The sequence below is a fragment of the Glaciecola sp. XM2 genome, from assembly GCF_018595715.1.
Lineage (GTDB): Bacteria > Pseudomonadota > Gammaproteobacteria > Enterobacterales > Alteromonadaceae > Glaciecola.
Map to the genome: position 1 here is coordinate 181,223 of NZ_JAHEOJ010000026.1, position 22,651 is coordinate 203,873.

A 22,651-nucleotide genomic window follows, 5' to 3' on the forward strand; every position below is an offset into this window, starting at 1 on the left:
TAACAACTAAAGCCTAACGACAGGCGCATGTGCCCTATCCACTAAACGCTAGACAGATCTAGACTGTGAGAGAATCAAAATGGTTTTGGAGGTTGTTTGGGGGAAGATAAGTAAGTGAAATACAAGGTGCGAAGAAAGCTAAATGCACCACTATTAAACAAGTAGTTTGGCTTGCTGACATCCATATGAATAATGGCAGCAACGTTAACAAGCGCAATCTGGCAGCAACAGTCTTTTTCACAACAGCTTTCGTCCATCTGTTGTAACTCAATGTGCATGCTCGCCATGTCCATATGGTGATCTGCACACGGTGGCATTTCAAACACAAATTTGTCGAGTGTTTGACCAACGCACACAATACTAATTAAAAAAACAATTAATGCCTGACGCAAAATGGATAACCGAAGCGACGTTAAAAACTTAAGTATAGCGATTTAAGATTAGATTTCAAAGTACTGTTGATAGGAGCGACAAAACAATCTTCGCGGCGTTTAATGTTTGACTATAATGAATGGCGAATACGCTAGTGATAAAAGCCGTCGCTTATTGTTAAAAGCGCGATTGAATCGATAAGCTCACAAAAGGAGAACGACGATCAGTATCATCAATCAACGACTGCGAAGGACCATTCCAAGCAATGCTATGCACTGCAGGGCGAAGCAAGGCCACACCGAGTTGATAAAACGTGCTGTTCGCTTCATTTAAAGGCTTAGAAAATCCCATCTTAAATTCAGGCACAAATAACGTTTCTAATTGATTGGTTTCAAGAAAATGCACCCATTCGTAGTCTCTGAGTTCGAAGTCTGTTTGGTTTTGCAACTCAAGCACCCGTGCTAGCATGCGCTGCATCTCATTGTCTTGCGGTTCCAGTGGTTCACTTGCTTGCTCAACAAACAACTGCGATTCGCCAATTACCGGGAGAGTGGTGTCTTGCAAAAAGCTGATGCGATTTAAACTATCAAATAACGATGGAGATGAAATAGATGTTTGACCATGACATACCGCTATGAATGAAAGCATAAGCCCGATAGACAAACATTTTAATAATTTCATATTGATCTAAGCCACGTATAGGTGATGAACAGAATATAGATGATTTATTCAGGTGTTTTAGTATGAATATCGATAATGGTTATGGCGAACAATACGCCTAACTCACAAGCGCCCGCCATTGCTGGATAAGCGACATTTCGGTTTGAAATTTTATGCGACTGTTTTGTTAAATCAGAATCCATAAGGCTTATTAAGACAAAACAACAAAGCGATGGATTTATTGAGCAAAGTTCATATAATCAAAGCTCGTGGTTGTATCTGCTCACCTCTAATCTAGGATTTTCATGAAAAGACTTATACTCAGTGTCAGCTTGCTATGTTTTAGCTATTTTAGCCTCGCACAAATTAGCCCTGAATGGGTTCGCTACCCCGCCATTTCACCAGATGGGCAGACCATTGCCTTTACTTACAGAGGGGATATTTATTCGGTATCAACAGCGGGTGGACAGGCCACGCGCCTTACCTTTCATAAGGCTCACGACTTTAAGCCCATTTGGAATAAAGACGGCGATAAAATCGCTTTTGCCTCAGCCCGTCATGGTAATTTTGATATTTACGTGATGGACGCGCTAGGCGGCATTGCCACTCGCCTTACTTATCATTCTAGCGACGAGATACCGTATACCTTTGACAACGACGGCGCGAACATACTTTTTAAAGGCTTGCGCATGGACACCGCAGCACACCGCCAGCATCCTACAGGCGCCCAACAAGAACTGTATTCGGTGCCTGCACAAGGCGGAAGAGTCGAACAAGTACTTACCACGCCCGCCGAACAAGTGCAGTTTAATGCCACAGGCACAGAGTTTGTTTATCAAGATAATAAGGGCTTTGAGAACGAGTGGCGTAAACATCATCGCTCGTCCATCGCTCGCGATATTTGGCGTTACAATATTAAAAGTGGCCAGCATACCAAAATCACTTCATTTGAAGGCGAAGACAGAGACCCTATCTACACTGGGCAAGGCAACTCTGTCTTTTATTTAAGTGAACAGAGCGGAAGCTTCAACGTTCATCAACTTAACCTCGATAACCCAAGCGTTAGCCAAGCCTTGACTAACTTTGAGCTTCACCCGGTACGGTTTTTGTCGTTCGCAAATAACACCCTTGCGTTTAGTCATCATGGCACGCTTTACACGATGGCACCCGACGGTCAGCCCGCGCCAGTTAACATTACTATTCGCACCCAAGATATTGAAAATAGCGAAATGATGCTACCGGTTAATGGCGAAATATCAGATATGTCGATTTCGCGTGACGGAAAGCAGCTGACGTTTATTTCACAAGGGGAAGTCTTTGTCTCTTCTACCGATGGCGCATTTACCAAACAAATCACGCACTCTCATGCGCAAGAAGCGAGTGTAAGCTTCTCACCTGACGGCGATACCGTGGTATATGCCTCAGAGCGCAACGGCAAATGGAGTATCTACCAAGCTAAAAAGGTCCGTGAACAAGAACCGTTTTTCTATGCGGCGACCTTGATTGAAGAGACGCCTCTGATAAGTAATGACAAAGATAATTACCAACCTGCAATATCACCAGATGGTAAAAAAATCGCGTTCATTGAAGATAGACGCACCCTTCGCGTCATGGACTTAGAGAGCAAAGAGGTTACCACGTTATTAACGCCTCAAAGCGCCATCCACATGCGCGATAATGACCAATACTTTAGCTGGAGCCCCGACAGCAATTGGATTTTGTTCCAATACAATAAGTTACTTCACAATGCAGATGTGGCCATTGTCAGTGCAAATGGCGGTGAAGCGAAACGAGTATTAGTGCCAAGTGGCTACTATGATACGCGCCCTAAATGGGTCAATGAGGGCAAACAAATTATTTGGTTTAGTAATCGTGAAGGGCTTAAAAGCTACGCGACTAGTGGTCGAAGCCAATACGATGTCTACACGTTATTCTTAACACAATCAGACTGGGACGAATTTACCATGAGCGAAGACGACTTCAAGCTCATGCAGGCCATTGATGAAGCCAATACACCGACTAAGGACGATGACGAAGCCGACGAGGCAGAAGAAACATCGGAAGATACTGCAGTAGAACCGATTCAAATCGATTGGGATAACCTAGACCAGCGTATTGCCAAATTGACCATACATTCATCTGATCTAGGCGATGCGGTGCTTAACAAAGACAGCGATACACTTTATTACCTCAGCCGTTTTGAAGATGACTACGACCTTTGGCAAACCAACTTACGCACCAAAGAAACCAAAAAGGCAATATCCCTAGGCGCTAGAGGCGGTATGTTGAAATGGGATGAGGATATGGAAAACCTTTATCTGTTAAGTGACGGCGGCATCAGCTCGCTTGATATTGAGGCTGGCAAACGCGAACGTATTAGTATTTCAGAGCAGGTCCTGATAGACCAAAACGAAGTGCGTAAAGAAGACTTCGAACACGTTTGGCTGCGCACTGCAAAAGTGTTTTATGAGCCCACTTATCATGGCGTAGATTGGCCACTAATGAAGCAAGAATATCAGCCTAAGGTTGCTCATGTCGCGAATTCATATGAGTTTACTGAACTGCTCAGTGAAATGCTTGGCGAGTTAAATGTATCGCACTCTGGTGCAGGGTATCGCGGCGGCATAGAAAATGGCGATGCCACTGCATCTCTGGGTATCTTTTATGACTATGCGCATAAAGGTAACGGAATAAAAATCACCGAAGTACTGCAGGGCGGACCTCTGGACAAGGCGGCATTTGATATTGCTCCTGGCATGATTGTACAAAAAATTGATGGCCAAGCCATTACACCAGATATCGACTGGGCTCGCTTACTTAACCGCAAGGCGTCTGACTTTGTACTACTCGACATCAGCAACGACGACGGCGATGATGCACAGCAAATTACCGTGAAGCCAATTTCTCTTGGCGAGCAAAGCCGTTTGCTTTACCAACGCTTTGTGAAAGTCAATGAGCGAGAAGTGCTAGAGAAAAGTAATGGTCAGCTGGGCTATGTGCATATTCCCGGCATGGCAGATGGCCCATTCCGAAGCATTTACGATGACATGCTTGGGCGCTTTTTCGACAAAAAAGGCATGGTAGTCGATGCCCGCTTCAATGGCGGCGGAGACCTAGTAGCCGACTTAGCAATGTTCTTTACCGGCGAACCATTTTTAAGCTATGAGATTGAGGGTAAAGTCGTAGGCGGCGAGCCCACATCTCGCTATACCAAACCAATCATCTCAATCTTCAATGAGTCGATGTATAGCGATGGACATTGTTACGCCAGCGGATACCAAGATTTAAATCTTGGTAAATCGGTAGGTATGCCAGTTCCTGGAACATGTAGCTTTGCAGGCTGGGAAGGACTAGCATCTGGCGGCAGTTGGGGCTTTGTTCCGGTTAGCGCAAAAAATAAAGCGGGTGAATGGCTTGAGAATAATCAAACCGCCCCTGACATTATTTTAAGCAACGATCCTGCCGTCATTATTAATGGCGTAGACCAGCAGCTAGAGCGCTCCATCCAAGAGCTTATGGATGAAGTAAGCCAGTAAAAACCAGCGTCTCCTGCGCTAGCGCTCAGTTAGCGCAGGACTTTTTTTGAAAGATTTCTCCCCCTACCCCTGTCTTAATATGCATCAACAAACCTCTATGCGTTTTGCATAGCTATTGAAGAGCATTAAGCACAGATCATGAAATACCTACTCGCGATTGCCTTTTTATTGTTTGCAAACCTCAGTGTTGCCCAAAGCGATACAGACAACAAAACACCTTCTTATCCAGATGCACCTGACTGGACCTTACAAACCCAAAGCGGCGAAACGCTCAGCTATGACGATTTCAGAGGTAAGCCTCTATTTATTCATTTTTGGGGTACTTGGTGTCCTTATTGTAAAAAACTGCACCCTGGTCTGGAGCGAGTAAGAGCCAAATACGAAGCGCAAGGCCTACAAGTGCTTGGAATAAGCGTGAATGAGCCCATTGGGGCTAACCCTGCAAAAGTACTAAAGGAGCGTGGCATACATTTTACAACGCTTGTGGAAGGTGATGACGTGGCGCTTGAGGCATTTGGAGTGTATGGCACCCCCACTACTTTGTTTATTTCACCCGATGGCAAAATTTTAGGCTCAACCATGGAGTCTAACCCTGATGATCCTCGCTTTGATAAAATTGCGCAATACCTTGTAAATTTGCCTCGCCCATAGTTTCTCCCTATCAAATAGTGTCTATAGTCACTTGGGATCTAGATCAAAACGCCCTTTAAACGGTAAAATCTGATTAATTTTTAAAAATATCAGATTTTACCTTATCAGTTTCTTGTTAAAATGATGTTAATGAATTATATTTTCATTAACTTGTTGGCAAGTTCTCTACCGCAAAGTCACCCTTTTTTTGCGCTGATGTGCCGAGGCGAAGCTAAGCAAGTACGTTTATCATACCTAACGATACCACCCTCAGGAGCAACATTAGTGATACTTAACCATCTATGGGGTATTTATACCTCCCCAAAACAAGAATGGCAGACTATTGACAGTAAGCATGAGAGCTATTTCTTTGCGCTTAGCCATATTTTAATCATCGCATTAATTCCTTCAGGCATGGCGTTTTATGCCTCGGCCTACATTGGTTGGGATATCGGGGCCGGTGTGACCGCAGAGACCATAAAGCTGACCCAACAAAGCGCTATGGCAATGTCGGTCGCCATGTATTTTGGATTATTGTTTGGGGTCGTCGCACTTGCAGCGCTCACCTACGAATTGGCCAAAGCATTTGATACGAAGCCTACCTATACTCAGTGCTTAGAAATTGCGGCATATACCGCTACGCCACTTTTCATGGCTGGCTTTAGCGCTTTTTACCCTGAAATATGGTTTATTATGGTGGCAGTACTAGCGGGCATTTCTTATTCCGTATACCTGTTGTATACCGGCGTACCGATTATGTTGCACATTCCTGAAGAAAAGGGCTTTATCTTTTCTAGCTCAGTGGTTACCTGCGGACTTGTATTAATGGTCATCTTAATGGTCAGCTCAGTGATTTTATGGAGCTATGGTTTAGGTCCTCAATACATGTAAACACATCGCGCACCGTTAATCGATAAGCTAACAACCTTCGATACAAAAAAACAAAAGCCGCCAATACAATATATTGGCGGCTTTTTAATGCCTGGCGTTTAGAAGAAGCCTAGCGGGTTAACATCGTAACTCACCAAAAGGTTTTTGGTTTGTTGATAATGTTCTAGCGCCATTTTATGCGTCTCGCGCCCTACTCCAGACTTCTTGTATCCACCAAAAGCGGCATGCGCAGGATAGGCATGATAGCAATTGGTCCACACACGACCAGCTTGAATGCCTCTGCCCATGCGATACGCCAAGTTCATATCACGGCTCCACACACCCGCACCTAAGCCAAACTCGGTGTTATTCGCAATAGCTAATGCCTCGGCCTCATCTTTAAAAGTAGTAACACCGACTACCGGACCAAAAATCTCCTCTTGGAAGACACGCATGTTGTTATTGCCCTTGAGCAAAGTAGGCTCAATGTAAAAGCCGCTTTCAAAGCCTGCAACCACCTGCTTATTGCCGCCCACGAGGACTTCAGCGCCCTCTTTTTGTCCTATTTCTAGATATCCCAGGATCTTGTCGTATTGTTGCTCAGAGGCCTGTGCACCTACCTGTACATCAATGTCTAAGGGGTTGCCACGTTTTATTTGTTTGGTTCGCTCAACGACTAAGCTAATGAATTCATCGTAAATAGAAGCTTGGATAAGCGCTCTTGACGGACAGGTGCAGACTTCACCTTGGTTGAAGAAGGCCAGTACTGTACCCTCCACGCACTTGCTTAAAAATTCGTCTTCGTAATTCATAATGTCTTCAAAGAAGATGTTAGGAGACTTACCGCCTAACTCAACGGTAGAGGGAATAATGTTTTCTGCAGCACATTTGAGAATGTGTGAGCCCACAGGGGTTGAGCCGGTGAAGGCAATTTTGGCGATACGCTTGCTTGTAGCAAGGGCTTGACCCGCTTCTGCACCATAACCATTGACCACGTTTAACACGCCCGGTGGCAAGATATCTTTAATCAAATCCATTAACACTAGAATCGACGCAGGGGTTTGCTCAGCGGGTTTGAGTATAACGCAATTCCCAGCAGCTAGCGCAGGCCCAAGTTTCCAAGCGGCCATTAGTAACGGGAAATTCCATGGAATAATTTGACCAACCACACCGAGAGGCTCATGGAAATGATACGCCACCGTATTGGCGTCTATCTCGCCTAGACTGCCTTCTTGCGCTCGAATACATCCTGCAAAATAGCGAAAATGGTCGATACAAAGTGGAATATCAGCATTGATAGTTTCGCGTACCGCTTTGCCATTATCCCAGGTCTCGGCCACAGCGAGCATTTCAAGATTTTGCTCCATTACATCCGCAATTTTAAGCAGCATATTTGAGCGTTCTGCTACCGATGTTTGCCCCCACGCTTCGCGCGCCTTATGCGCAGCATCTAAAGCCACCTCAATATCTTGAGCACATGAACGTGGGATCTCACAAAATACCTTGTTGTTTACGGGCGAAACGTTTTCAAAATACTGCCCTTTAACCGGCGCTACCCACTCGCCGCCAATAAAGTTTTCGTATCGGCTTTTAAAATGCACGAGGCTATCGGGTTGATTGGGTGCTGTATAAATCATTGGTAGTTCTCCATAATCTGGTTATGTTCTAACAGGAACTCGCTTTTATCAATGAAAACAAACGCGAATTTTTCTTGAGTGTCATGTTAGACAAAGCACAACAGATTCATAGAGGAGTACGTCTAAAGTATTAAATGTAAAAATTACGTTAATGAGTATCGTACGTTTTACGAAGCTACTCACGCGCACAAAAAAGCCAGCGTTGAGCTGGCTTCAAAAGTAAAAAACATTAAGGATTAATTATCTATATTGTGCATCTCAAGATTACTCAGCTCGGCTTGAAACCTCGGCGTGCCTTTAGCCGACTCGCCGCGCGCTTTATCAATACTTTCCAAGTACTCTTGGTCAATATCACCGGTCACATAGTCGCCATCAAACACCGACGTCTCAAAACGAGGGATATTTGCATTCTCTTCTTTAACCGCATCGACCAAATCTTGTATGTCTTGGAATATTAAGCCGTCTGCTTTAATGCACTCGCAAATTTGTTCGATTTCACGCCCGTAAGCAATTAACTCGTTGGCTGAGGGCATATCAATGCCGTATACGTTAGGGAAGCGTATTTCAGGGGCAGCAGAGGCGAAATACACCTTATTGGCGCCTGACTCTCTGGCCATCTCAATTATTTGCTCAGAGGTCGTTCCGCGTACAATCGAATCGTCTACCAACAGTACGTTCTTACCCTTAAACTCTGACGAAATCGCATTAAGCTTTCGACGCACCGATTTTCTGCGCATCTTTTGACCGGGCATAATAAAGGTACGGCCAATGTAGCGGTTTTTCACAAACCCTTGTCGATACGGCAGGTTTAATGTGTTGGCAATCTGCAAGGCAACATCCATGGATGTTTCTGGAATAGGAATGACTACATCAATATCTAAATGCGCCCACTCTCTTTTGATTTTTTCACCCAGCTTTCTGCCCATATTTACGCGTGAGGCATACACCGACACACCGTCTATGAATGAATCGGGGCGAGCAAAATATACAAACTCAAATATACAGGGGTTACACACTGCGTTTTTCGCACACTGCTTGGTAAACAATTCACCTTCTTCGGTAACATAAACCGCTTCGCCAGGTGCCACATCGCGAATAAATTTAAAGCCTACTGCGTCTAGCGCAACGCTTTCAGAAGCGACCATATATTCGTCGCCAAAGGCGGTGGTACGTTTACCTAATACTAACGGGCGAATACCGTGTGGGTCTCTAAAGGCCACCATGCCTTGACCAATAATGGCGGCTACAACCGCATATGCACCGCGAATTTTCTTATGCACTTTTTCGACGGCGGTAAAAATTTCATCCGGATGCAACGTTAACGCTGCGGTCTCATGCAACGCGTGGGCAAAAATATTGAGCAGAAGCTCTGAGTCGGAGGTGGTATTGATATGGCGACGGGCAATTCTAAACACTTCGTCTTGCAGCTCATGAGAATTGGTGAGGTTACCGTTATGCGCAAAGGCGATACCAAAAGGCGAGTTCACATAAAACGGCTGCGCCTCAGCAGAGCTTGATGAACCGGCAGTAGGATAGCGACAGTGCCCAATACCCATTTTTCCGCTCAGACGCTTCATATGACGAGTATGAAACACATCTCGCACCAAGCCATTGTCTTTGCGTAAATTAAACATGTTGTTTTCAATGGTCATGATGCCCGCTGCATCTTGCCCGCGGTGCTGTAGCACTATCAGTGCGTCATAAATCGACTGATTTACTTGTTCTTTACCCACAATGCCAACGATGCCACACATACGATGTTAAACCTTATACAGTATCGGAAAGAAAGCTAGAGCCCTCTTTCACATATTCAAAAAACCATTCGATAATAAACGCAAACTCAGGTACCAATATGGACTGTGTCCACCAGATGGATGAGGCTGCGGGTGTAAATGTATCTAGGAAAAAAAGTGCTGCGCTAACAACCAGTACGCCCCGTAAAGCGCCAAACACCGCACCTAACACGCGATCAGTACCAGATAAGCCGGTGGCTTTTACTAACTGAGAAAACACGTAGTTAATGAGGGCGCCGGTGATCAAAGTTCCGATGAAAAGGATAGCGATGGCGACACCGTTACGAATTAAGGTGTCATCGATTTGCGTAAGATATTGTGCAAGGTTGAGATAGAATTGGCTGGCAACAAAAAATGCTGCTATCCATACGACGAGTGAAACCGCCTCCTTCATAAATCCTCTAACGACACTGATGATCGCAGAGAATGCGATAATGCCGATGATAGTGAAGTCAAACCAATTCATGGGTGAGGTGGATTCCAATGCAACAATACAAGCACGATTTGAATTGGCGCGAAGTTTAGCAAAATAACTTAATCAGCGCTAACTTCAAATGCGGTTATTTTTCCTTTTAATTGCGTTAATTCCTGTAAATGTGGCAACGCTTGCTCGAGTTTCTCTCTCTCCAGCTCAGGGCCAACGAATACTTTATTCAAGACACCCACGTTCGTTCTTACCGGCTGACTGTATGCGCGGTAGCCAGCATTTTTCAGTGTCGCGATGAGTTCGCGTACATTTTTTTCATATCGAAAGCTGCCCAACTGCACGACCCAACCCGAGTCCTGAATATCAATTTCAGGCTCAGTAGCGGCAGGCTCCCTAGACGTTGTGACCGGAGGCGCTGGCTTAACCGCTACCACTTGTGTTTCATCTGGCTGAGAGGCTGTGCTTGGCGTTTCGCCTTGTGGATCGTCTATCGCTACTTCATCTACTAACTCAACGGGGCGATAAGCCTGCTCATCGAGCACATCTTGTGGAAAATCCCCTACCTGCTCAACCACTAGCTCAGCAGGACGCGGCGGAATTTGCGCAAAGCTTTGAGTACTTTCTCGCTTCTCACCATCGAGCAACTCAGGCAACAAGATCACTGCAAGGGCAACCACAATAAGGGTCCCTACTAGTCTATTTTGTAACGCTGAATTCATATAGAATTTACCACTTTATTTGGCCTGATAAGGCCTATTTCATTTAAATAATCAGTTGCACCAGCAACCGTAATAAACGACCCGAATACCACTATCATATCAGTATTCGATGCCTGTTCAAGTGCCCTTTTTAGGGCTGCTTCAACACTGTCAAAGGTATTCACCTGCGTGCTGGGTATCGACGAAATTGCATTTGCTAAGCGTGAGGCTTTTTCGCCTCTTTTACCCGGTAAGCTGGCACAATACCAGCTCGCTTTCATAGAGATAAATGCACCTATCGTATCTTCAATGTTTTTGTCTTTTAGCATGCCCACCACCATATGACACTGGGATGCATTAAAGGTGCTAATTTTTTCACGTAAATATGTCGCTGCAGCTTCATTGTGGGCCACATCTAACATTATCCATGGGGCTTTGCTTATTATCTGCGCCCGCCCAGCTAGATGGGTGGCGTCAATAACTTGCTTAACGCGTTCAGAGTCGGCTAAAAACGCCTCTAATGCCGTTGCTTTCACGTTATCTTTTGAGCTTAAGACGTCATGCAATACGTGTAGTGAGGCCAATCCTGTGATCACGTTTTGCGGCACAATATTCGCGCTTGACCACAGATAATCGCGGCGAAGGCCATGATATGTTAACCATGCACGAGAACCGTCTGGCTTAGTTTCAACACCAAAGTCGCGGTTTCGCTTGAGTATGGCCTGTGAATGATCTTCAATCCACTTGTTGCTGCGGGCGTATTGTTCTTCAAAACCTACCACACAGTGTTTATTGCGCTTAACAATACCTGCCTTTTCAAAAGCAATATCTTCTAAGGTATCGCCTAAGTAGTCTTGATGATCTAGACCAATACTAGTGAGTACGGCAATATCGGCATCAATTATGTTGGTAGCATCTAATCGTCCGCCTAAACCCACTTCGAGAATGACCACATCTAACTTTGCCTGTGAGAATAACAATAAGCCTGCTAGCGTGGCGTATTCAAAATAGGTAAGCGAAATTTCTGCGCGGGCAGCATCGATTTGTGCAAAGGCTTCGCATAGCGCTTTATCTGATGCATCTTGACCATTTATGCGCACACGCTCATTGAAACAAAGAATATGCGGGGAGCTATAAACACCTACTGATAGCTCGTTGGCGACACAACAAGCTTCAATGATTTTGCATGTCGTGCCCTTGCCATTTGTGCCGGCAACGGTAACAACACCACTATGGTGAAAGTCTAACGCGAGTCGCTTGGCTACAGCTGCCACGCGTGACAAGCCCATATCGATTTCGACACTGTGGCCAGCTTCGATACGCGCAAGCCACTGAACAAGCGTCAACATGTAAGGTAATTAGGCCTATGATTCGTCGGTAATGGCAGGTTCAACTAATGGACGAGAGCCCTGTAGTTTGCTCAGTATGCGATAAAGAGTGTTTCTCATCTCACGACGGTCAACAATCATATCGATCGCGCCTTTTTCTAACAAAAACTCACTGCGCTGAAAGCCTTCTGGAAGCTTTTCACGTACCGTTTGTTCTATAACGCGCGGGCCAGCAAAGCCAATTAGCGCTTTAGGTTCAGCAATGTTGATATCGCCTAGCATGGCTAAGCTTGCCGATACTCCGCCCATGGTAGGGTCGGTCAATACTGAAATATACGGCAAACCCTTTTCACTTAATTTAGCAAGTGCAGCGCTGGTTTTTGCCATTTGCATCAACGAGAGTAAAGCCTCTTGCATGCGCGCGCCGCCACTGGTAGAAAAACACACTAAAGGAATATTATGCTCTAAACATGCATTTACCGCAGCCACAAAACGCGCTCCGACGACCGAGGCCATCGAACCGCCTAAGAATGCAAATTCAAATACAGCAACTACAACCGGCATACCGTTCATCGTGCCTTTCACTACCACAAGAGCGTCTTTTTCATTGGTCGCTTTTTGTGCAGCGGTTAAGCGGTCTTTATACTTCTTGGAGTCTTTGAATTTAAGAACGTCTTGCGGCTCTAAGTCTGCACCAAGTTCAACGCGATCATTACTATCTAAAATCGAGTTTATGCGTGCACGAGCAGTGATGCGCATGTGATGATCACACTTAGGGCAAACTTCGAGCATTTTTTCTAATTCAGTTTTATATAAAACTGAGTTACAGGCGCTACACTTCGTCCATATACCCTCTGGCACATTGCTCTTTATAGAAGATTGGGTCTTCGGAAGTATCTTTTCAATCCAACTCATTGCGTAGGTCCTATTTGTAACTTTTTTGCTTTGTTGTACATAAGCTTAGTAAATTTTCGGCATTAAACCATATTAAGCACGCCGACAAAACTAAAATGCTCGTCATTTGTCGACATCAATCGCTGCTAATCTTCTAAAAACAAGGGACCTAGAGGGATTGCGGGCAGGTCAAACCTCTCAGGGTAATATACTTTAGTCAAGTAAAGTCCATTGGGCTTTGCCGTTGCAGCCGCTAATGTTCTATCGTGGGCTGACAATAAATCCGCCATCCATTGAGGTGGATGTTCTTTTTGTCCTACCAACAATAGCGAACCAACAATATTTCGAACCATATGGTGTAAAAAAGCATTGGCACGAATATCGACAATCACATAGCGCCCATTACGATAAACGCTCACCGATTCAACCGTCCTAATTGGGCTGTTAGACTGGCAGTATGAGGCTCTAAAGGTAGTAAAGTCGTGCTCACCTAACAAATATTGCGCGCCCTCATGCATTAGCTGTGCATCTAGGGGCTGATAGATATGTGTCATACCAGGTTGCAGCACCCCAGGGCGCAGTGCCGCGTTATAAATCACGTAGCGATAACGACGAGAAAAAGCGCTAAATCGAGCATGGAAGTCATCTTCCATGGACTGACACCATGTAACTGCAATATCATTGGGTAACAAGGTGTTCATGCCCCGAGTGTATGCTTTATCTGGGCGCGTTACTTCGGTATCAAAATGCACCACTTGACCAGTAGCGTGTACCCCTGCATCGGTTCTGCCAGCGCAGGTCACGGAGACAGGGTGTTGTAAAATGTTTTCAAGCGAGGTTTCAATATGTTGCTGTACGCTCGGCGCATTGCGCTGACGCTGCCAACCCTTATATTGATTCCCCTGATATTCAATGCCTAGAGCGATTCGCATATACTAACTTTCTTACTTTCGTTTGACTCTTTGACGATGGTGAGCAACTTTATTGGTTTTGTGTTTTCTAACTGAACGGCGCATACGGCTTAGCTTTGTGTGATCAAGCTTATCTAGCACGTGTATCTTTGTTTCGGTTTCATCTTTGAGCTGCACCATCTGACGAAGCGAATTGACATTGACTAAGTCTAACTCAATCCATGCCCCCTGTGGTAAGCGCTTGAACATCTCAAGGTTGCCGTAACGCAGGCGAATGAGTCGACTGACTTGCAAGCCTTGAGATTCCCACAAACGTCTAACTTCTCTGTTACGCCCTTCTGATAAGGTCACATTAAACCAGTGATTTAATGATTCTGGTTCTGATGGGCGCACATGTATATGATTAAACTTAGCCACGCCATCTTCTAATTCAACGCCTTTGCACAGCGTGCGCAAAATAGCCGGTGTCACTTCACCGAATACGCGCACTGCATACTCGCGCTCAACTTCGTGAGACGGATGCATTAAACGATTGGCCAACTCGCCATCGTTAGTAAAGATTAATAGACCACTGGTGTTGATATCTAAGCGACCAACCGCAATCCAACGCTCGCCAGCAATCGTCGGCAGGCGGTCAAAAACGGTGGGGCGGCCTTGAGGATCTGTTCGCGAGCAAAGCTCGCCTTCCGGCTTGTTATACATCAGCACACGACATGGCGACTTTTCGTTTGCGCGTGATACGGGGTTGCCATCTACGCGAATTTGGTCAGTTAGCTCTACTCTATCGCCGAGTTTAGCGATGTTTCCATTCACCGAAATGCGCCCTTGCTCAATCCACTTTTCCATCTCGCGACGCGAGCCCACGCCGTTGTTTGCCAATACTTTTTGTAACTTCTCACTCATGTTTACACCTGTGTACCTCAGTTTTTCTATCGCTTTGCATATGCACAGGCGCTAGTGAAGGGTGGAATTTTTATCGCCCTGCTCTTTTGAAGCTGGGCTATTTGGGGGGCTTGGCTCAAGTTCTAACGCTGACTGACTAACTTGCGCTTGTTCTGATGCTTCCTGCGCTTTTGCCATTGTGTCGTCAAACATCCCGGCAGAGGGCAATTCGCTGAGCGATGAAATTGAAAAATAATCTAAAAATGTGGCGGTGGTAGCATATAGTGCAGGTCGCCCTGGCACTTCTTTATGTCCAATCACCTTTATCCACTCTCTCTCAACTAACGATTTAATAATATGACTGCTGACCACCACGCCGCGTATATCTTCAATCTCACCGCGCGTGATAGGTTGTTTATAAGCGATTAACGACAAGGTTTCTAGCATCGCGCGGGAATATTTTGGCACTGTCTCTTGCCATAAACGGCTGAGTAATTGACCTAAACCAGAGTTTGATTGAAACCGATAGCCAGAGGCAACTTTAGTCAATTGTATACCCCGTGGTGCATAGTCTAACTCAAGCTCTTTAAGCACTTTATTTAACTGACGGGTAGATACATCGAGCTCCAGTAAAATCGTCGATCGCATCTTTTCGACCGACAGCGGACCTTCGGCGACGAAAATCGCCGCTTCTAGTAATTGTTTTAGCTGGGTGTCATTAATCTTGCTCATACGCACCTAGTTTAACATGAATATTGCTATATGGATGCGCTTGTTCAAGCACAACTAAACCTTCTTTGACTAATTCTAATATAGCGATAAAACTTACCACGACACCCGCCTTTCCTTCTGCTGGGTCAAGCAGTTCATCAAGACCGATGTAATCGGTGCGATGTAAGCGCGTCAGCAACAAGCTCATTCGCTCTCTAGTAGAAAGCGCCTCTTTGGCCACATGGTGGTGTTCAAACGCATTCGCGCGCTGCATGGCTTGGCTAAAAGCAAGCGCCAGCTCTTGCAGTTGCACTTGCGGAAGATGTTTGATCGGCTGCACATTATCGCTAGTTTGTGCTTGTGCTACAAAGATGTCGCGCTGCACGCGCGGGGCATTATCGAGTGCTTGAGCGGCATCTTTAATTCGCTCGTATTCTTGTAAACGCCGAATCAGAAGTGCCCTTGGGTCTTCTTCATCGTCATCGGCGTTGGGCATTTTCGGCAACAGCAAGCGTGACTTTATTTCTGCGAGCATCGCTGCCATTAACAAGTACTCACCGGCAAGCTCTAGTTTTACTAGACTCAAGGTGTCGACATATTCCATATATTGCTGAGTCACTTGCAATACCGGCAGTTCAAGAATATCAAACTTCTGTTTTCGGATAAGATACAAGAGTAAATCAAGCGGCCCTTCAAAGGTTTCTAAGATAACTTCTAGGGCATCGGGCGGAATATAGAGGTCTTCTGGTTTTTCAATTAATGCCTCGCCATTGACAAACGCAAGGGCGAGCGGTTGCTGCTGCGTGGGGGACGTTGATGTTTTTTGCTTATCTACCATAGCAAACGCTGTGCTTACTCAAAGGGAGTGGTGTCGCCACTGCCATAGCGTAAGATAGTGGTTTCTCCCTCCGACATATCAATCACCGTGGTGGGATGTTCACCTAAGTATCCGCCATGAATAATTAACCCAACGCGTTTTTCAAGCTTTTCTCTGATTTCATCTGGATCGCTTTCTGCGACCACTTCATTTGGCAAAATCAGTGTGGTAGACATCAAAGGTTCACCGAGCTCTTCTAGAATCGCTAAGGTAATAGGGTTATCTGGTACACGAATGCCAATGGTTTTTCGCTTGGGATTTTGCAAGCGCTTTGGCACTTCTTTTGTGGCTTTAAGAATAAATGTGTAAGGACCAGGGGTATTGTTTTTAATCTGCCTGAAGGCGGTATTATCTACTCTCGCATATTCCGATAACTCAGACATATCTCGGCACATAAGGGTAAAGTTATGATCTTTGTCTATTTCACGAATGCGGCAGATTTGCTCCATCGCTTTTTTGTTTTCCATTTGACAACCAATGGCATAGCCAGAGTCGGTAGGATACACCACAACCTCACCCTGATTAATCAACTCACAGGTTTGGCGCACAAGGCGTACCTGAGGATTATCTGGATGGATGTAAAAAAACTGACTCATGTCGAACGAATTCCCTTAGCTGGCAATGCCATGTAATTGACGCTGAGTATATCAAAGTTATAGTCGCTTAAGCACTAGTAATGATGCATTTAAGTAGAATAGGTCACTCTACATGTATATTTGCTGATAAGTTCTGATCATATCTGATAGCGCTATGAGAATTTAGATACTTTGTTGAATGATAAAAAGCAGAGATAGACCTAACTACCTCTGTAAGGTGGGGTTACATATAATACTAATTTTCCATGTACTCTCTACTTTTTGTTGTGCTGATGAGAGCGTTAGATACTTCTTTAAGTAAAGCGAGTCTCAATAATAGATTTTGTGGCTTACACCGCCAATACGTGTCGAGCACCACCGATTTTAGAACCAGTCCACACTTCTGTGATTGACGACTACACCATCCAACGAGATTCTGACTTTGGTGCATAAGTGTTAAACCAAAACAGAGCTTTAACATTATTGAGTTACGGCTAGGATCTTCGCATCCCACAATTGGTATTTCAGTGCCTATTGCCAGAATATTTACCTATTCTCTCGACATGTACTTGACTATTTTCTGAAAATTGAATCTCAATTTGAAAAAGGAAAAACACTTCTTAAATTCAGCTGTCACAAAGACTAGCACATAGCGTTAATTCGTCTTATGCTCTCGCTCATCGCTACTCAGGAATACAACAGGACTAACTCGCTAATTTTAAAAGACAAATTCAGCTCATATTGGAGTCGTTCCCTTTTGGCCGCACTTTACCTGCTCACGTAAACCCGCTACTTTTGTGCGACCAATAGGTAAGCGCTCAGCATTCTTCATAATCACGGTGTATTTACTGCCTCCTTCTGCGGCAATTGATTTAATGCTACTCAAAGGTAGTGCATAAGAACGGTGTATACGCACAAAATCGCTAGGCAACAAGGCCAGCAGTTTATCTAAATTTTTGTCGTGCAATACCTTTAGACCTTCCATGGTAACAATCTCACAATAGTGGCCATTAGCTTTTAAATACAAAATATCTGTAACGGGCATGAGCTCTATTTTGCCCAAGTGTTTATAAGTAATGTATTTGGTAAGACCAAGCTGAGCTTGCTGTTGTAGCCTATCAACTGCTTTTTGAATGCGCGCTTGGGTGAAGGGTTTCGCTACAAAATCGAGCACACCAATATCAAAAGCCTCGATGGCTCGTTCGCTATTCGCCGATACCACAATAGTATGAAAGCTTTCACACAGAGTTTGCTTTAAGAGCTCAAAGCCATCTTTACCTTGCAAATTAAGATCTAAAAACAATACATCGATACTGCGCTGCGCTAAGTATTCAAAGGCATCATCGAGTGAAGCAAGCACATGTAACTTTAGCGTTTGCTCTTTAAATGCAGCCTCAACAAAACGTTTAAGTCGTTTTGCTACCATAAATTCATCTTCAACAATCAGCGCGTTTATCATACGTTTTTAGCCGTTTTGTCTTGTGCTTCAAAAGCACTTTCGGTTTGCTGGGTGTCAGCACTAAAAGGCGTAGTGAGCGTTACTTGCCATCGCTCTTCTTCAAGCTGACTTTGCATATCCCACTTGTTTGCAAAGCGCTCATTCAATCGAGCATGAATGTATTGGTTGCCGATACCAAGGCTAATGCGTTTGCTGTCTTGTGCGTTTTTAATCGCCACTACTGGTGCAATAAACACAATACTCTGCGAATCTCCCGAAATGATTTGTCTTAATGTAAACCTAGTTTCACCATTTACATAGCGATTATGCGACATAGCATTTTCAATGAGTGTGAGTAAAACACCAGGTGGGATGCTGGCATTCGCATTATCGATAGTTGTCACCAACGAAAATTGTGTATTAGTTCGAAAGCTCATCACTTTAAGATGTGAATGACACAAGTCGATTTCATCTTCCAAGCGCACAGCCTTTTGGGCAGACAGCTGGGCCATAAAGCGAAATTCGTCGGCGAGCGCCTGAATAAAGTTAACAGCGGTACTAGGCGACTCTTCAATCCATTCTTCAACGGCAGTTAAGGTGTTTAATATAAAATGCGGCTGTAAGTTACGTTTAACTAATTCTAGTTCGAGTCTGGTTGCGGTAATTTGACTGTCTATTAGTTCTTTTTGTTTATTGCTCATGGTTTGCGCTAATGTATAAAGCATTAGGGCTATTAATGCTCCAAAGGACATAAAGAAGTAGTGGTCCATATAAGAAAAACGATTGATAAAAATAGGTACTGTAAATACAGCTAAACTAATCAGCATGACTAGCGCGTGTTTTTGCTTTGTCACTAATGCTTGTAAGCACAAAGCAGTTGCGCAACATAAACCAACAAAGAAGACGTATAAACTCGGAATGTCGTAACCATCAACGAAAAATAGAATGATGATTTGACTCACAGTTGCTAACGCCAACCAGCTTATCCTTACTCTTTTCGAAAACTCAAAAAACCACGCAAAAAAAGCGGTAAATAATAAAGAGATAACACTGGATAAGCCCAATACCAATTGCAATCGAGGAATTTGCCAATCATAAGTATAAGGGCTAATTCCACGCCACGACTCAACCAACAAAAGCATCAGAATACATAGACTCAAGGCACTGAAGATTAAATAGCTCACGCGTTGGAAGCTTTTTAAATAAATAATAAACGCGTAAACCGCAAATAGTAGTAATGCGCTGGTCATAATGAGCGGCATGCTCGCGCGTTTGTAGGGTATTAAAGCCAAATATTCGTATTCGCTGACTACAGCGAAAAAGGACACTTGCTGAATGTGTTTAGGGTTGTGTTGGGTGGAAATACGTAAGCTTAAGGTGTGTTTGTCTTTCGTTGCACTGTTAGTAGGAAGCAATAATATCTTATCGATAGTGCCGGGGATCTCGCTATTTACGCTATCCCCAACCTTTCCATTACTGCCTATATACTGGCCATCCCAATAGGCTTCAAAAGAACCTAACACACTCACTAACAAACCCATGGCTTTGTTTTGATCGTCAGGTAATTCGAATTCGGTTTGTACCCATACAATACTGTTACTTAAGGGTAACCGATTGAATTGATGCTTTTGCCATAATGGATTGCTTTCATCTGGATTTTTAATTGGTTTAGCAAAGCTTGGATTATCTTGCTCAATCAAAAAGTAATCTTGGCTTGTAATCAACTTAGGTTCACTAGCTACCGCCTGATCAGCTAATAGCAGAGCCATAGCCAGAAACGAGATAATAAAAGTGAATATAAATAGAGGATTGCGCAAGTTGTTCTCCTTTTTGCCTATCATAGCAATAAAACTGATAAAGATTAGAGCCGTTCAGGAAAGCCTTGAGCAGTTGAGGAAAAAAGCGACCAATGTGATGCCAGTTGCTTGCATGATAGAGTGACTTTAAGCAAGCGGATAATTTTCATGACAAGCAAGCACAGTATCCTAACCCTCAGTTTTGTAACCATTGTAGTTGTTACATCAAGCCTTAACTCTGGTCATGCATTAAGTAACGCAGCAAATAAGGCACAAACCAAAAACGAAACGACCAACGTTCAACAATATGAAGAAAAACTATCTCGCTTTTTAGCCGCAGACGGCAAGCAATATGATTACCAAGCCTTCATTGATAACTTCAAGATACCCGGTATGAGCTTCGCTGTAGTAGATAATTACGACATTGTGTTTACTCATCAAGCAGGTCTAAAAGAAAGTGGTACACAACAATTCATTGATGCTAACACTGCATTTTCAACAGCTTCAATTTCCAAGCCCGTAACGGCCACCGTTGCCGCAATGCTAGCTGAACAGGGCAAACTAGACCTCGATGCCCCTGTTAGTGAGTACTTAAAAAGCTGGAAAATGCCAAGTGAATCGGCCAAAACGATTAATATACGGCAGTTACTCGCGCATACCGCAGGAATGTCGCAAGGTGGCTTTGCCGACTTCCATTTAGGTGATGATATTCCCACACTAATAGACAGTCTAAATGGCGTGAAGCTCCCTCGGTACTCGCAACCCATTAGCTCCATTTTCACCCCTGAAACCGATTGGGAATATAGCGGTGGTGGCTATGTTATTGTGCAAGTAGCACTTGAAGATATTACGGGGAAATCCTTGGAGCAACTAGCCCAAGATATGATTTTTACACCACTAAACATGCAAAACACCACAATGTACCAACATGGTGATAGGCGCTTTTTAAGCAACGTGGCCAAAGTGCATGATGCCAGCCAACAGGTTATTCGTGACGGCATTCCTATTTGCCCGCAAATTGCGCCGTCGGGTATGTGGAGTACCCCTACTGATATGGCACTTTTTACCATTGAATATCAAAAAGCCCTAGCGGGTAGACCTACTGAAGTTGTTTCAAAGTGGGTAGCAGAGCAAACCACTCAGGTTCAGACTATCAAAAAGACTGGTGGCTGGGCGGCGGGTTGGATGAGATTTGAAGCACAGGGTAATATTGAGTGGTTTTCACATGGTGGTTCAAACACTGGGACGGGCGGCCATGTAATGGCAAGTATGCAAGGTGGTAAAGGGATAATGGTGTTCATGAACGCCACCACACAGCATCGCAACCCTGCTGTTAACGCGCTAATCGATAACATTGTGCAAAACCTTGATTGGCAGCAAAACATCAGCGCCAGCACCTTTATTTCCGAAAAACATAGAAAGCAATTAGTCGGTAGATATTTGTCGACCTTTGACCAAATAGTCACCATTGCTGAACAAGGTGAAGAGCTTATATATACCAATCCACTTAGCATAGGCGGCAAGTCTTTTGAGGGTAAATTGCATTACTTGGGAGAGAGCGGGAAGACCGGCACAACAGCAAAGTTTGCTTTAAACACTCATCCTAACCAGTTGAGTATTGAAGTAAATGAAAGTAAACAAACATATTTGGTGTTCAGCAGGCAAGGCACACCTTTAAAAGACTATAGCATGCGTAAAATAGCAGCGACTGAAGTACTGCCTTTTGAAGTAGCGCAAACAAAAGATGTGAAACAAAGTATTGCGGCATACGAAGCATGGAAGGCGCAGTACCCGCAATCTAGACTACTTTCACCAAACGCATTAAATATGGCTGGTTACATAGCTCTTGGTAAACAAGAGTTTACCGCAGCGCTTAACTTCTTTCATGTTTACACTCATTTGTATCCACAAAACGCTAACGCATTTGACAGCTTGGCTGAAGCGCAAATGCTAAGTGGTGATACGGCCAATGCAATTGCAAACTATAAGCGTTCGCTAAAACTAAGCCCAGACAACGATAACGCTAAAAAGATGATTGAGAAGATGCAAAGTGGTGCGTAAATAAGCTGGAAAGGCTTTCCTGCCTTTTTAAATAAATGAGATTCGGTTTTAATCGGATTGTAGAAACTCGATTGCGACAGTTGAACAACGTCCTCTGACAGGACAATGCCAATGTATTTCTTGTTTGTTAAGCTTGCAGCGACACACGTTATGGCGCTGCCGCAAAAAGGGTCTAGTACAAGTTCATTCTCATTGGTAACTAATTCAATAATGCGCTCTAAAAGAAGCAATGATTTTGGGGTTGGATAACCCACCCTTTCCTTGGCTTTTGGATTCAGATAAGGAATATCCCAAATATCACTTAAGGGCACTCCTTGCTTGGCGTCTGCCTGCTGAATATTGCCCACTTCGTAACGGGCATAGATAGATGTATTGTGCTTGTCTCGGGTGTGCCGTTGCAGTATTTGATCAAGGTTGGTTGCCTCGGTATAAGGCATATAGATCTTATTGAAGCTAAAATCATGTGTTTTACTGCAGAATAATTAGAATACGTGATGAGCAATAAGCATACCCATGTTTGCATGAATCGAACTCTCCTAAAAGGTAGTTGCAGTG

General features: G+C 44.3%; 21 protein-coding genes. 4 read left to right on the top strand and 17 right to left on the bottom strand.

The features are described from left to right. Positions 1-74: 74 nt before the first annotated feature. The 3 genes from KJ365_RS14395 to KJ365_RS14405 form a co-directional block, all read right to left on the bottom strand. On the bottom strand, positions 75-278 hold the full coding sequence (locus KJ365_RS14395) for a hypothetical protein (protein WP_214452375.1): 204 nt from the start codon (positions 276-278) through the stop codon (positions 75-77). A gap of 271 nt (positions 279-549) precedes the next feature. After that, a complete protein-coding gene (locus tag KJ365_RS14400) occupies positions 550-1,053 on the bottom strand; it encodes a hypothetical protein (protein ID WP_214452376.1) in 504 nt (167 codons plus the stop codon). Between the two features lie 44 nt (positions 1,054-1,097). Further along, positions 1,098-1,235, bottom strand: coding sequence for a hypothetical protein (locus KJ365_RS14405; protein WP_214452377.1), 138 nt, complete (start codon positions 1,233-1,235; stop codon positions 1,098-1,100). A 102-nt stretch (positions 1,236-1,337) separates the two neighbouring features. Between KJ365_RS14405 and KJ365_RS14410 the strand changes: the two genes are divergently transcribed. From KJ365_RS14410 to KJ365_RS14420, 3 genes are all read left to right on the top strand, one after another. Continuing rightward, entirely contained in the window at positions 1,338-4,568 is a 3,231-nt protein-coding gene (locus tag KJ365_RS14410; RefSeq protein WP_214452378.1) for a S41 family peptidase, read from the top strand. 138 nt (positions 4,569-4,706) lie between these two features. After that, positions 4,707-5,219, top strand: coding sequence for a peroxiredoxin family protein (locus KJ365_RS14415; protein WP_214452379.1), 513 nt, complete (start codon positions 4,707-4,709; stop codon positions 5,217-5,219). A 264-nt stretch (positions 5,220-5,483) separates the two neighbouring features. Further along, positions 5,484-6,089: a Yip1 family protein gene (locus KJ365_RS14420; RefSeq protein ID WP_214452380.1), complete on the top strand. Its 606-nt coding sequence runs from the start codon at positions 5,484-5,486 to the stop codon at positions 6,087-6,089. Between the two features lie 98 nt (positions 6,090-6,187). On the opposite strand, the gene exaC is transcribed toward KJ365_RS14420, so the two are convergent. From exaC to KJ365_RS14485, 13 genes are all read right to left on the bottom strand, one after another. After that, positions 6,188-7,705: an acetaldehyde dehydrogenase ExaC gene (exaC, locus tag KJ365_RS14425; RefSeq protein ID WP_214452381.1), complete on the bottom strand. Its 1,518-nt coding sequence runs from the start codon at positions 7,703-7,705 to the stop codon at positions 6,188-6,190. 236 nt (positions 7,706-7,941) lie between these two features. After that, complete coding sequence (gene purF, locus KJ365_RS14430; protein WP_214452382.1) at positions 7,942-9,459, bottom strand: amidophosphoribosyltransferase; 1,518 nt, start codon at positions 9,457-9,459, stop codon at positions 7,942-7,944. A gap of 13 nt (positions 9,460-9,472) precedes the next feature. Next, positions 9,473-9,964: a CvpA family protein gene (locus tag KJ365_RS14435; protein ID WP_214452383.1), complete on the bottom strand. Its 492-nt coding sequence runs from the start codon at positions 9,962-9,964 to the stop codon at positions 9,473-9,475. A 68-nt stretch (positions 9,965-10,032) separates the two neighbouring features. Then, on the bottom strand, positions 10,033-10,644 hold the full coding sequence (locus KJ365_RS14440) for an SPOR domain-containing protein (protein ID WP_214452384.1): 612 nt from the start codon (positions 10,642-10,644) through the stop codon (positions 10,033-10,035). Continuing rightward, entirely contained in the window at positions 10,641-11,972 is a 1,332-nt protein-coding gene (folC, locus tag KJ365_RS14445; protein ID WP_214452385.1) for a bifunctional tetrahydrofolate synthase/dihydrofolate synthase, read from the bottom strand. Before folC ends, KJ365_RS14440 begins: the two co-directional genes overlap by 4 nt. Positions 11,973-11,987: 15 nt before the next feature. Beyond that, the gene (gene accD / locus KJ365_RS14450; RefSeq protein ID WP_214452386.1) at positions 11,988-12,866 is read right to left on the bottom strand and encodes an acetyl-CoA carboxylase, carboxyltransferase subunit beta; all 879 of its coding nucleotides are present in this window, start codon (positions 12,864-12,866) and stop codon (positions 11,988-11,990) included. Positions 12,867-12,991: 125 nt separating this feature from the next. After that, positions 12,992-13,777, bottom strand: a complete 786-nt coding sequence (truA, locus tag KJ365_RS14455) for a tRNA pseudouridine(38-40) synthase TruA (RefSeq protein ID WP_214452387.1) — start codon at positions 13,775-13,777, stop codon at positions 12,992-12,994. Positions 13,778-13,789: 12 nt separating this feature from the next. Beyond that, a complete protein-coding gene (gene rluB / locus KJ365_RS14460) occupies positions 13,790-14,659 on the bottom strand; it encodes a 23S rRNA pseudouridine(2605) synthase RluB (RefSeq protein ID WP_214452388.1) in 870 nt (289 codons plus the stop codon). A gap of 51 nt (positions 14,660-14,710) precedes the next feature. Further along, positions 14,711-15,370, bottom strand: coding sequence for an SMC-Scp complex subunit ScpB (scpB, locus tag KJ365_RS14465; RefSeq protein ID WP_214452389.1), 660 nt, complete (start codon positions 15,368-15,370; stop codon positions 14,711-14,713). Then, positions 15,357-16,187: a segregation and condensation protein A gene (locus tag KJ365_RS14470; RefSeq protein ID WP_214452390.1), complete on the bottom strand. Its 831-nt coding sequence runs from the start codon at positions 16,185-16,187 to the stop codon at positions 15,357-15,359. Before KJ365_RS14470 ends, scpB begins: the two co-directional genes overlap by 14 nt. A 14-nt stretch (positions 16,188-16,201) precedes the next feature. Next, a complete protein-coding gene (locus KJ365_RS14475) occupies positions 16,202-16,822 on the bottom strand; it encodes an L-threonylcarbamoyladenylate synthase (RefSeq protein WP_214452391.1) in 621 nt (206 codons plus the stop codon). 715 nt (positions 16,823-17,537) lie between these two features. Next, the gene (locus KJ365_RS14480; RefSeq protein ID WP_214452392.1) at positions 17,538-18,260 is read right to left on the bottom strand and encodes a LytR/AlgR family response regulator transcription factor; all 723 of its coding nucleotides are present in this window, start codon (positions 18,258-18,260) and stop codon (positions 17,538-17,540) included. After that, positions 18,257-20,056: a histidine kinase gene (locus KJ365_RS14485; RefSeq protein ID WP_214452393.1), complete on the bottom strand. Its 1,800-nt coding sequence runs from the start codon at positions 20,054-20,056 to the stop codon at positions 18,257-18,259. Before KJ365_RS14485 ends, KJ365_RS14480 begins: the two co-directional genes overlap by 4 nt. Before the next feature lie 147 nt (positions 20,057-20,203). Here KJ365_RS14485 and KJ365_RS14490 point away from each other — a divergent pair, with 147 nt between their 5' ends. Continuing rightward, positions 20,204-22,096: a serine hydrolase domain-containing protein gene (locus KJ365_RS14490; RefSeq protein WP_214452394.1), complete on the top strand. Its 1,893-nt coding sequence runs from the start codon at positions 20,204-20,206 to the stop codon at positions 22,094-22,096. On the opposite strand, the gene KJ365_RS14495 is transcribed toward KJ365_RS14490, so the two are convergent. Further along, positions 22,018-22,533 (bottom strand): DNA methyltransferase, encoded by a 516-nt coding sequence (locus KJ365_RS14495; protein WP_250884246.1) that lies wholly within the window; start codon positions 22,531-22,533, stop codon positions 22,018-22,020. The genes KJ365_RS14490 and KJ365_RS14495 overlap by 79 nt on opposite strands. Positions 22,534-22,651 lie beyond the last annotated feature (118 nt).